General features: G+C 59.4%; 9 protein-coding genes. 8 read left to right on the top strand and 1 reads right to left on the bottom strand.

Features of this window, described 5'->3' with window-relative positions:
* Positions 1-265: 265 nt before the first annotated feature.
* The 6 genes from JF70_RS07915 (at position 266) to JF70_RS08875 (ending at position 6,755) form a co-directional block, all read left to right on the top strand.
* Complete coding sequence (locus JF70_RS07915; RefSeq protein WP_045935902.1) at positions 266-961, top strand: lantibiotic protection ABC transporter ATP-binding protein; 696 nt, start codon at positions 266-268, stop codon at positions 959-961.
* Positions 958-1,815 carry a lantibiotic immunity ABC transporter MutE/EpiE family permease subunit gene (locus JF70_RS07910; RefSeq protein WP_052690808.1) on the top strand — a complete coding sequence of 286 codons (858 nt, stop codon included), beginning with the start codon at positions 958-960 and terminating at the stop codon, positions 1,813-1,815. The genes JF70_RS07915 and JF70_RS07910 overlap by 4 nt, the downstream gene beginning before the upstream one ends.
* A gap of 1 nt (position 1,816) precedes the next feature.
* A complete protein-coding gene (locus JF70_RS07905) occupies positions 1,817-2,641 on the top strand; it encodes an ABC transporter permease (RefSeq protein ID WP_045935901.1) in 825 nt (274 codons plus the stop codon).
* A gap of 140 nt (positions 2,642-2,781) precedes the next feature.
* Positions 2,782-3,513, top strand: coding sequence for a response regulator transcription factor (locus JF70_RS07900; RefSeq protein WP_052690807.1), 732 nt, complete (start codon positions 2,782-2,784; stop codon positions 3,511-3,513).
* Positions 3,514-3,521: 8 nt separating this feature from the next.
* Positions 3,522-5,009 carry a sensor histidine kinase gene (locus JF70_RS07895; protein ID WP_231578895.1) on the top strand — a complete coding sequence of 496 codons (1,488 nt, stop codon included), beginning with the start codon at positions 3,522-3,524 and terminating at the stop codon, positions 5,007-5,009.
* A gap of 213 nt (positions 5,010-5,222) precedes the next feature.
* On the top strand, positions 5,223-6,755 hold the full coding sequence (locus JF70_RS08875) for an ATP-binding protein (protein ID WP_082069465.1): 1,533 nt from the start codon (positions 5,223-5,225) through the stop codon (positions 6,753-6,755).
* Between the two features lie 81 nt (positions 6,756-6,836).
* Here the strand turns inward: JF70_RS08875 and JF70_RS07885 are convergent, their stop codons facing one another.
* Positions 6,837-7,889, bottom strand: a complete 1,053-nt coding sequence (locus tag JF70_RS07885) for a LacI family DNA-binding transcriptional regulator (protein ID WP_045935900.1) — start codon at positions 7,887-7,889, stop codon at positions 6,837-6,839.
* 242 nt (positions 7,890-8,131) lie between these two features.
* On the opposite strand from JF70_RS07885, the gene JF70_RS07880 reads away from it, so the two are divergent.
* Positions 8,132-9,430 (top strand): MFS transporter, encoded by a 1,299-nt coding sequence (locus JF70_RS07880; protein WP_045935899.1) that lies wholly within the window; start codon positions 8,132-8,134, stop codon positions 9,428-9,430.
* A gap of 32 nt (positions 9,431-9,462) precedes the next feature.
* Positions 9,463-12,129 carry an alpha-L-rhamnosidase gene (locus JF70_RS07875; RefSeq protein WP_045935898.1) on the top strand — a complete coding sequence of 889 codons (2,667 nt, stop codon included), beginning with the start codon at positions 9,463-9,465 and terminating at the stop codon, positions 12,127-12,129.
* Positions 12,130-12,205 lie beyond the last annotated feature (76 nt).

Genomic DNA, 12,205 nt, shown 5'->3' with positions numbered 1-12,205 from the left:
CCGATCGACATCTCATGACCTTCGGCGAAACCATCCAGCATAGTCCTTGCTCTGCTGGCCTCTTGCTCTGCCGGCTTGCTACACGGATCCTGTCGGATATTAAGGTTCGACAGACTCAGAATTGTGACTGTTCCAGGCCTCTCAGACCTTCACTCTTCACGACGCCTTCCTTGGATTGCGGGGGGACTTTGCCCGCTTCTTTATCTTTCTTTATTTTCGCTCTTTAGTCTGGCTCCTGCCACACGGAAACGAATAGGAGCTGACCATGCGTTACATATTGCGGACCGAGGGTCTGACCAAGGTCTTCGGCCACGGACAACGGGCCGTCGACCAGGTGTCCCTGCATGTCCCCGAGGGCGGAGTCTACGGGCTCCTGGGTCCAAATGGGGCTGGCAAATCCACCACCCTGAAGATGGTCACAGGCATGCTGCACCCTACTGGCGGATCCATGATTCTGGACGGGCACCCTTGGTCGCGCCGGGATCTCTACGACATCGGCGCCCTGATCGAGCAGCCGCCCGTCTATCCCAATCTGACGGCCCGCCAGAACCTCAAGGTGCGCACAACCCTCTTCGGCCTGCCCGATGAGCGGATCGACCAGGCGCTCTCCATTGCCGGACTTAGCGATACGGGCTCCAAGAAGGCTGGACAGTTCTCACTAGGCATGAAACAGCGCCTGGGGATAGCCAATGCCATCCTGACCAACCCTCGTCTGCTGATTCTGGACGAGCCCACCAACGGGCTGGATCCGTTGGGCATCGAGGAGCTGAGGGGGATGATACGCAGCTTCCCGCAGCAGGGGATGAGCGTGATCGTCTCCAGCCACATCCTCTCCGAGGTGTCGGTCCTGGCGGACCACATCGGCATCATCGCCGACGGTCGCCTGGCCTACGAGAATGAGCTGCACGCCGGGGAGGACCTGGAGGGGCTGTTCATGGACGTGCTCAGGAGGTCACGATGAACGAGAGGAATGCCAGCGAACTCATCCAGCAGAATACGACTACTTCAGACAACCGGGCCGAGGCAAGGCTCGGGACTAGGGGCAACGGCATCCCCTTCGGCAGGATCCTGGCAGCGGAGATCATGAAGGGCCGGTCGGCAGCACCCAGACGGATGGCCCTGGCTTTCCCCCTGGTGCTCATTGTCATCGTGGCTTGCTTCGCATTCGGACTGCACGCCTGGTTGCCCTCCTGGGTCAACTACTGGTATGTCCTGCTCCTTCCGGCCATGACCGCCCTGATAAGCGTCGCCGTGGCCAACATCGACGGAAAGCAGCGGTGGAGAACGACCCTGTCCCTGCCTGCCGTGCCCGTTATGGTCTGGTGGGCCAAGATCGTCTACTGCCTGCTTCTGGTCGGCCTCGCCACCCTGCTGGCTCTGGGCCTTTCGGCACTCATAGTCGCCGTTTCCGGGGTTCAGGGCCCCTCCCTGGTCGATTTTGTAGTCAGCGCCCTGATGCTGGTCCTGGCCTGCTCCTGGATGATACCGGCGGGACTTGCCCTGACCGCCCGGTTCGGCGTTCTGATCGGGTTCGGCCTGCCTTACATGGTGGACCTGCTGGTCTCAATCATCTTCTGGGGAGACCAACGGCTATGGCCCTTCCTGCCGCCCGCCGCCATGATCAACCTGCCGGTGCCCTTCATGAAGGTCATGCCTGATGGCGTGCCCTTGGAGACCGAAAGCAACAGTCCGATCAAGGCCGCCTTGTCTGTCTTCGGCGGGCAGAGCTTGACGGCCTTGGTGGCCTGTCTGGTCTGGTTCCTGCTCCTGTCCGTCCTGACGGGCATCTGGTTCTCGCGGAAGGAGACCAACTGACATGGCTGGGATGACAGTCGGCCGGGTCGTGGCCTCGGAAGTCGTGAGATTGCACGGATCTGTGCTTATCGCCATCCATGTCGTCTGCGGGTTGGCGGCAGGACTCGTCTGCGGTGCCTACTTCGCCGCAGCCCCCTATGATCCCGGGTTGGAGACCGATGCCTTCTTTCAGGTCCTGGGCGCCTTCATGCCCCTGATGGCCGCCATCGTTGTTGCCATAAACATCGAAACCGAGCGTGAGGCCGGCGACATGGCCAACCTTCTGGGGATTCCCAGCCGCCGTCTGGGTCTGGCGGCCAAGGTCCTGGTGCTCTGGCTTCTGGGTCTGCTGGCACTGGCCCTGGCGGCTCTGGCCTTCTGCCTGCCCATGGTTCTGGCTGGCGGACTGGGCGCACCAATCTCGGCCGTCGCGCTCGCTACTTTGGGCATGGCCGTTGGTTCCCTCTGCCTCTACCTTTTCTCCATCGCCCTGGCCCTACGCTTCGGCCGGAATGCGACCATCGCCATCGGTGTCCTGGGCACCGGAGTATCCATCAGTTCCCTTGGTGGCCTCTTCAACGGCCTGTACAGCCGTACCCTGTCCGGCGCCGCCAGCACTCCCGGGATCAGCCGGTGGATACCCTTTACCTGGCCTACCAGGTTCGGCTCCCTGGGAATCGAGCAGGCCCTGGCCTTGACCATGCCGGGAGGGGAGGGCCTGCGTGCCTCAATCGGCATGACGGCTGTGGATAATCTGGTTCCCTGTCTGGTCCTCACCCTGACCCTGGGCCTGGCCCTCCTGCTCTGGATCGGCAGGTTCGAGGATCGGCGAAAGGTCAGCGATTAGACTGGATTACAGGGCATCCGGTCCGTAAGGAATCTGTCCTAGAAATCAGGCTTGCTGGAATCCTGGCCCGCAAGGTGTTCATTCTCAAACGCGGCTGGGCCGAGTCGGCAAGCGCAGAAAACGCAGAAAAGGAGCCAATCGTGGCTGATGTGCACGCCGGAGGTTCCCCCGGGGACGATCGGCATCGGGCCTCCATCCTGATGGTGGACGACGATCCAAGGATCACCACACTGCTGATGGCGGCCCTGTCCAAGGACGGCTATGCCGTGACCGTGGTCAACGAGTCGCGGAAGGTCGTAAGCATGGACCTGTCCTCGGTCGACCTGATTCTCTGCGATGTCATGATGCCCCACATGGACGGCTTTGCCCTCCTGGCTGCCATCAGGGAACGGGTGTCCTGTCCGATTATCTTCCTGACGGCCAAGACCGACGAGGACAGTGCGGTCCTGGCCTATGGCCTGGGTGCCGACGACTATATACGCAAGCCTTTCGGCATTGCCGAACTTCGAGCCAAGGTCAGGGCGAGGCTTTCCCAGGGCAGTCGGCGCGGGCGTCCCCTCCTGCATTTCGGACCCTTGGACATGGACCTTCAGGCGCGGCAGATCAGGGTGGATGGGCACAGCGCCAATCTGACGGATACGGAATACCGCATATGCGCTTTATTGGCAGAGCATCCAGGGCGGGCCTACGCGCCCATGCAGATATGGGAGGCCTGCCTGGCCGCAGAGGATGACCCGGCCGCCAATGATACAGACAGCGATGCCACGGCTGCGGTCAGGGTGCATCTGAGCAATGCCCGGCGCAAGCTCAAAGCCTTGGGGGTGGACCCCATCAGGACCATCTGGTCGGTGGGCTACCAATGGGTGGCCTGACCGACGGCGTGCCCGAATCACCGATGGAACCGAGCGTCAAAGGCAAGGGCCGGCCAAGCCGCAAGGGAATGCCCATCGTTCTGCTGATCATCAGGTACTTTCTCTATGTGCTGCTGATTCTGGCTGTGCTCTTCGCCGGCATTTATATGGTCTGGATAAACCTGGGGGCTAGGGGTGACTTCTTCTGGGCCAACTATGGCGAGCAGCATCTGGAGAAGGTGGGGCAATCTATCAGCCGTTCGACTACTGTTGACGAATCCGTGATTCCCGCCGCTTATTGGTACCGGACTTATGACGATCAGGGGCATCCCACTGGGGGAGATATGAAGGGCGGCATGGCCAACGAGGCCGACCAGCTGGCGGCCGACCACTGGGAACACAGAGCATCTAAGCCATCGGAAGAGCAGACAAAGAAGACAGGAAGGCCCCTCGCCACTCGCACGAAGCCGGATGCGACCTACGTCGTCTATGCCACAGCCAATGGGCGGCCATGCGTCCTGGCCTATCGGATTCAGCCACAGTGGGCGTCAAGGCAGACCCGGGACCGCTATACCAATCCCCAGAACCTTCTGCTTGCGTCTTACGGGATGGCTTTGCTGCTCACCCTCTTGTCGATCGGGTTGCGGGCGGCCCATGTCATATCGTCCAAGCTCAAGGTCTTCAACCAGGTGGCTGACGATATAGGGCGGCAGGACCTGGATGCCTCACTGCCCAGCAGCAATGTCCTGGAGATCAACCGGGTGCTGGGGTCCTTCGACAGGATGCGCGTCACGTTGAGGGAATCGCTGGAAAAGACCTGGACGGCCCAGGAGTCCCAGCGTCGGCAGGTGGCGGCCCTGGCTCACGACTTGAAGACGCCGCTGACCATCATGCGAGGCAACGCCGACCTGCTGGGGGAGACCGGACTCAGCCAGGAGCAGCAGTCCTACCTGGACTCCATCGAGGATGCCATCCGTGAGATGGCCGACTATGCCCAGGCCATCAGCCAGGGTTCCGTAGGCGCCGCTTCAGAGCGATCCGGGGTTACGACAGTTGCCTTGAGGGATATGGTCGACAACCAGGCCCAGGGCTACCTGAATGCCCGGGGTTTGCGGCTTAAGAGGGAAGACCGCCTGGGTTCCGATGCCGGACAGGTTTCCGGTAATGATGCTGACCTTGCCAGGGCGATCATGAATATCGTCGCCAACGCGGCTGACTATTCTCCGGACCAAGGCCTGGTGGCGCTGACCTGGAGGCTGGAGGATGGCCAGGCGGGCGGGCGCGATTTGGTGGTGACTGTGCGTGACCAGGGTCCAGGATTCAGCAGCCGGGCTCTGGCCCACGCCACAGAATGGCTCTATCAGGCTGACAGCAGTCGGCACGGCTCCGGCGGCCACCATGGCATCGGCCTGGCTGCCGCCCGGTCAACTGTCGAGAGTGCAGGAGGCCGCCTGACCCTGGGGAATGCAACCGATGGCAATGGCGCAGTAGTCACGGTATCTTTGCCGGTGCAGTGAATGAGGCGGGGTGAATATCGGCCACGGCCAACTCGGTGTCCGACTAAAAATTGCACAGTGATAAAGATCTGGAAATAGTGTTAATCATGGATTGATAATTATAAAAACATCAATTTTTAGCGATTATTTTAGTAATCAATTACTAAAGTTTGCCATTCTTTAGTAAATCTGTATGATAAAGATAACAGAGGTTATCAATTTATAGGGGCCTGCATGCAAAAATCAGATGACGCTGAACAGAGCGATCTGTCTCTGGAGGAGGTTGTGCGTTCGATTCAGCGCAAGGGTTGCGAAGGCCAATCGATAGAAGTCAAAGCCGCCAGCCAGGGGACTCCGAAGGTGTATGACTCGCTGTCGTCGTTTTCCAACCAAAACGAGGGCGGCATCATCGTATTCGGGCTGGATGAAAGCCTTGGATTCGAGGTTGTTGGCGTCCACGACGCGCAGGAGCTGGAAAAGGCGGTAACAGCACAGGGCAAAGAGATGTATCCCGAGGTCAGACCGGTCTATAGCGAAAGCCTGATTGACGGCAAGACCGTGGTGTCGGCTTACATCAACGGCAGACCCATGGGCGAGAGGCCTGTCTACCGCAAGACAGCAGGCATCAGCGCAGGCAGCTACACCCGGATCGGGGATGCCGATGCCCGCATGACGCCTACGCAGCTGTATGAGATTGAGACTTTCAAGGATGGTCGGCGCGACGATGTATCGGTAGACCCTCAGGCCGATTCCGATATGTTGAACCCAGAAAAACGTCATGATTTCATGAGTCGAGCACAGCGGGAACGTCCGCTCCTAGCCAGAAGGAATGAGGACGAGATCCTGGAGCTATCGGGTGTCTGCCGTCGTGGATCTCCTACTCTTGCAGGTTTGATGACCCTTGGCGAATACCCGCAGCAGGTGTATCCGAACCTCTGCATTACCGCCGTGGTTGTGCCGGGAACCAAGGCCGGAACTGGTCTTGGGGGAGAGCGGTTCCTTGACAATCGGCGCTTTGAAGGGACCATTGACCGCATGCTTGAGGATGCCATGGCCTTTGTGCGGCGTAACAGCAGAACCAGGACGGTGATCAGGGATGGGGTGCGCATTGATATTCCTGAGTATCCCGAAACCGCAGTCAGGGAAATCCTGACCAACGCATTGATGCATCGTGACTATGGCCCATACTGCAACGGAACTCCGGTCAGATTGACGCTCTTTGCCGATCGTCTTGAATGCTGGAATCCTGGTGGTGTATATGGCGGTCAGAGCATCAACGACTTGGGCTTTGCCAACAGTCAGACCAGGAACCCTACCCTGGTCAGTCTGCTGGAGATTGAAGGTATTGCCGAGAATCGGCACTCAGGGATTCCGGCTATCCGCGAGGAGGCCAAACAGTGTGGATATAAGCCTGTAGAGTTTCAGGATCGGCAGGCTTCCTTCACTGTGCGCTTCTACTCTGTGCCGGAGCGTGCTGGTGCGGCGGAAGCAAACGTTCCTTGGTCCGGAACCGCAGTATCAGATCCTGCGAAGAAGAGCATTGGAATACGAGACAGGATTCTCGATTTCTGCAAGGAGCCCCAATCGCTCGAGAGTGTTGCGCATGCGCTGGGGTTAGGCAAGTACTACGTCCGCAGGCGGTACATCGAGCCGCTGCTCGTAGAAAATGCACTCTCCATGACGCTTCCCGATAGACCCCGGAGCAAGTACCAACGATATGTGGCCAATGATTCCTTCTCTGAAGTGTCTTCGGGGAAGCAGCCGTGAATGGCATACCGTAAGGGCAGGCATTGCCGGGCGGCCATGATGAAGCAGGATCATAACATGGTGAATGTCTTTTCCTCGAGATTATGCCGCCCGGCTTGAATCCCGCTCCACCAGAATCGGTTCAATCAATACAGAGCCGTGTACATGCCGGGAGTTGCTGAACTCGTCCATCAAAAGGGCTGCGGCCTTGCGGCCCATGTCGACGCCGGGCGCAGCGACGACTGACAAGGGGACCTTGGGATAGTTGCCCGTGCGGGCACCTTCGGTGCCGATGATTTTGATGTCGTCGGGTACGCGATATCTGTGCTTCTCCTGCAGGGCATTGATGATTCCCACCCCGAGCACATCGGTGCCGGCAATGATGCCGTCAGGGACTGTCGTAGGCGGGAGCTGGCTGATCTCGCAGCCGACCTCATAGCCGTCTTCTATCATGATTCCGTGTGAGTCGATGATTGACAACTTGGCCTGGGACTGCTTTCGCATGGCCCGCTGAACCCCCGTATAGCGGTCGTATATGGACTGATAGTCGAAGGAGTGGGATACGAAGGCGATGTGTTTGCATCCAGCTTCCAGCAAATGCCTGGTCGCCATCTGCCCTACGGCGAGGTTGTTCTCCAGGACGCTGCAGTTTTTGGTTTTGCTGCTGGGCTCCACATGATCGACCAGCACTACGGGCAGCTTGACCGAGGCCGCCCACTCCAAGTCAGCGGTGCAGTCCACTACGCTGCAGAGAATAACCCCCTTGACGCCCAGTGAGTAGAAGAGCTTGAGCAGGCTGGTCTGGCGTTTCGAATCGGAATAAGCATTAGTGCCTATCAGCTGCATGTCCTTGTCCTCGCAGATTTCCTGAGCCCCTTCGAATACGGAGGTGAACAGGGAATGCTCGATATCGGTCATGATGATGCCGATGGTGGACTGCCCGGTCAGGGCCGCGGCTCCACGAGCTGGGCGGGGCACATAGCCGAGTTCGTCTATTGCTGCGCTGATGCGTTCTTTCAGAGTCTGCGAGACGCGGTCAGGATAGTTCAGATAATTAGAGACAGTACCCAGCGAGACTCCGGCTTTCTGGGCGATGTCTGCAACGCCCACCTTGCCTCTGCCTGACGGGACGGCTGCGTCTTGTGCGGACGACATTGTGTCGGATTCCTTCCTGCTGACCATGATTATCGCGTAAAACCAGCCTAACGCTTAGCTTCCGGCAGTACCGAGTCTTGTTTGGAAACAAGGATTGAAATTTTCAAAAAGCGAGTTAGTATTAATCCATGACAAGGCAGTCTCTCGCCTTAATATGGAATGAAAAATAAAAAATGACCGGTGTCGGGCTTCGATAAACAAGGTCGCGCCCGGCGCTCGCCTCAATGACAGAGGAGAAAAATATGGCAGACAGCATTTCTAATGCGGACAAGGGGCTGGGAGGCTATGGCTCCCTGGCTGTTGCCGCCGGCATCGGGTCCATGCTGGGATCAGGCATCATTGTGGGCCTCTCATCGACCATCACGGTCTGGCAGCAGGGTTTCGGGCTGAGCAATGGCCAGGTGGGAGTCCTGTCGGGTGCCTTGACCTTCGCCATCGCCTTCGGGTCCCTCTTCGGAGGTCGCATCGCTGACGCTGTGGGCAGGGTCCGCTTTTTCAACTGGATCAATCTGCTCTATGCGGTGGGGGCCGCCATCGTCGTATTCTCCGGCTCCTATGCCATGCTTCTGGTCGGAGTGGTCATTGCAGGCGTGGCCTCAGGCGCGGATCTGCCGGTGTCGATGACCGTCGTCTCTCATGATGCTCCCAATGATTCGCTGGCGGCCCGTCTGGTATCCACCACCCAGGTCTACTGGCAGGTTGGCGTGTTCATCTCCTTCATCTGCGCTTTCCTGGTTTCCAGGATGCAGGGGGCTGCAGGTGGCCGTGTGGTCTTCGTGATTCTGGCTGTTTTTGCAGTGATCGCCTGGCTCTGGCGCACATGCTCGCCAACCTTCCGCGCCTTCCATGAGGCTGCTGACCGCCGTGATGCAGCCGAGCCCGGTGCCGAGACCGGAGCAAAGGTTTCGGTGATCAAGGTGATGATGGGCGCGGACAGGAAGATGTATCTGAGCTTCTTCGCCGCAATCCTGATCTTCTATGTGGGCTGGAACCTGCTGGCCAACACCTGGGGTCAGTTTCAGACATTCATGCTGGTCAATGCCCATGCCTCCCAGACCCTGGCCACCGGTATGGGCATCATCCTCAACTTCGTGACCTTGATCCTCAACATCGTCTTCGCTTCAATCGCCGGGGGCAAATACCGCAACAAGGCCTTTGTGGCAGGCATCATCATCACTTTCATCGCCATGGTCGCCCTCTCTCTTGGCGGCACCAACCTGTGGGTAATCGTGGGAGCCACCGCCTTTATGAACCTTGGCAGCCCCTTGGCCGGCGAGGCCCTCTACAAGGTCTGGACCCAGGAATCCTTCCCCATTGAGATCCGTGCCTCCATCCAGGGTTTCATCAACGGATTCTCCCGTCTGTGCTGTGGCCTGTTCGCCCTGGTTACACCTGCCTTGGTCGTTCCTTCGACCATTCGAACCACCATGTGGGGCTTCGCAGTGGTGGTGATCATCGAGGCCATCGCCGGAACCGTCATGATCAGGCTTCAGGCGCGGTATGGCACTGATGAGGAACGCCGGGAACGGTCCAAGCGGTAACGCTCGCATACAAGACAAGGAGGTCAAGTTATATGAATACGGATCAGGCAATCGTGATCAGCGCCCCTGAGGTGGAGCACTACCACGGTGACGTGCTGGGAATCGGCAGCCACAAGCCGAGGCTTTCCTGGACATACTCGGAACAGCCGCCCCAAGGGACACAGGTAGCGATCAACCTAACCAGGAGGATGCCGGGCAGTGATCCTGTACAGCAGGAAGCCGAAGTCGACGCAGGCGACAATATGTTTCTGGATTGGCCTTTTGAGCCCCTGCGTTCGCGGGAACGGGCGCTTGTGACACTTGCCATGCTCAATGCTGACGGAGCGCCTCTTGGAGCGCCATCGCCGGAGCGCCACTTTGATGTCGGGTTGGATGTGACGGACCGCATCGCCGACTTCGTCGGTCCCTCCTGGCCAGAGGCCGAAACGGACCATCGTCATCTGCCCTTGGTGCGTGCGGAGTTCGAGCTGCCTGCAGCGCCTAGGTCCGCCAGGCTTTATCTGTCTGCTCTGGGCCTGGTCCAGGCTGAAATCAACGGCGCTCGGGTCGGATCAGACGAGCTTACGCCTGGCTGGACTGTTTATGGCCGCCGTCTGGAGTGCTGGACCTACGATGTGACAGAGCAGTTGTCGCAGGGTGCTAATGCCATGGGCTTCTGGCTGGGCGACGGCTGGTATCGTGGCCGATTGGGGTTCGACGGCGGCATGGCTAACTTCTATGGCGACAGGATAGGCATGTTCGCCCAGCTGGAGGTGGAGGGCGAGGACGGCTCGATCACTCACATCTACTCCAACTCCTGGGACCGCACCTGGAAAACCACTCTGGGGCCGATCGTGTGCTCGGACCTGTATGAGGGGGAGACCTACGATGCCAGGTTGGAGGAGCCTGGCTGGTCAAGTCCGGGTTTCGACGACTCGGCATGGCGGCCAGTGGCTGAGGTTTCCTATGATCCGGCGAAGATTGAGAATCCACAGCTCCAGGCCGTACGCATGCAAGGGCGGAACCAGCCGGTGTCCATTACCCGTACCGGAGGCTCGGGGAAGTCCTCCTCCTGGCTGATCGACTTCGGTCAGAACTGCAGTCAGCGGATGCGCCTGCACATGCATGGGTTGGCAGAGGGGGCTCGGATCTCCATCCGCCATGCCGAGGTGCTGGAGAAGGACGGCACCCTGGCTACACGGACCCTGCGCCGGGGGCAGGAGCATGACCAGTACATCTCGAATGGTCAGGATGCTTGGTGGGAGCCACGCTTCGCCATGCATGCCTTCCGCTATGCCAGCATTGAGGGCTGGCCCGGAGAACTGACCGCCGAGGACATCGACTGCCGGGTCTACCACTCCACCATGGAGCGGACCGGCTGGTTCGACAGCTCAAATCCGCTTCTGAACAAGCTCCACGACAACGTCCTGTGGTCCATGCGTTCCAATTTCCTCTCCATTCCCACGGACTGCCCTCAGCGGGACGAGCGCATGGGCTGGACCGGAGATATCGATCTTTTCGCGCCGACGGCCGCTTACCTGTACGATGTGCAGGCTTTCCTCTCCTCTTGGTTGAAGGATGTGCGCATTGAGCAGGAGGCTCATGGAACCATACCGTTCTTCGTACCCTTTGTACCGCTGGGCGTCTGGGCCAAGCCGTCAGCCATTGCTATCTGGGGAGATGCGGCCGTAGCGGTCCCTTGGACCCTCTATATGGAGGGCGGTGATCGGCATATTCTGGATGAATCCTGGGATCTGGTGCGGGGATGGATAGACGAAGTGCGCGCTTACCTATCGCCGGACGGAGTCTGGGATCGTCGGCCGGACTATGTGCTGGGTCAGCTTGGAGACTGGCTGGATCCCACCGCTCCGCCGGATGATCCTGCTCAGGCTATGACACAGAAGGAGCTGGTGGCCACTGCCTACTTCGCCCGTTCGGTTGACTATGCCTCCCGCATTGCCCAGGCTCTGGGGAAGCCGACAGAGGCAGCCGACTACCGCTCCTTGCATGAGCGGATGGTCACCGGCTATCGGAACCGGTTTGTGGTCGGCGATGGCCCAGACATGCGCATGACCTCCGATACTCAGTGCGCCTATGCGATTTCGATTGCTTTCGGGTTGTTCGATGCCGAGCCTGGACTCAAGCAGGCTGCCGGCCAACGGCTGGCGGAACTGGTGCGCGAATCAGGCGGCAAGGTCTCCACTGGTTTCGCCGGCACTCCATTCGTCCTGCCAGCTTTGAGCGAGACCGGGCATGATGCCGAGGCATACTCCCTGCTGCTGTCGACCGAGTGCCCCTCCTGGCTCTACCAAGTGAAGATGGGAGCAACGACCACTTGGGAGCGCTGGGATTCCATGCAGCCCGACGGATCCATCAACCCGGGCGGCATGACCTCCTTCAACCACTATGCCCTGGGGTCTGTGGCCGAGTGGATGCACGAGCGAATCGGCGGTTTAAGAGCTCTCGAACCAGGGTGGAGCCTTTTCGAGGTCGATCCTCGAATCGGTGGCGGGTTGACGAAAGCCTCGACACGCCATCTGACGCCACATGGCATGGCTGAATCGTCCTGGCGGCTCGAAGAAGATGGCCGGGTCAGGCTTCGTCTGGTCGTCCCTGCCGGTTCCGTGGCGCGGGTGCTGATTGGTTCCCCTGCAGCCCCTGGCAAACGATCCAGCAAGGATTACCCTGCAGGAACCTACGATCTGGTGGTTGAACGCTGACTGCTGCTGGGCCGACCAGGTCCTGACTGTTTGGAACTGGTCGGCCCAGAAAGCTATGCATGACGCATTCTGTCGT

Origin of the sequence: Bifidobacterium mellis (assembly GCF_000967265.1) — a bacterium.
Classification (GTDB): domain Bacteria; phylum Actinomycetota; class Actinomycetes; order Actinomycetales; family Bifidobacteriaceae; genus Bombiscardovia; species Bombiscardovia mellis.
The sequence above is the reverse complement of the archived record's forward strand: the minus strand, read 5'-3'. Positions and strand labels throughout refer to the sequence as shown.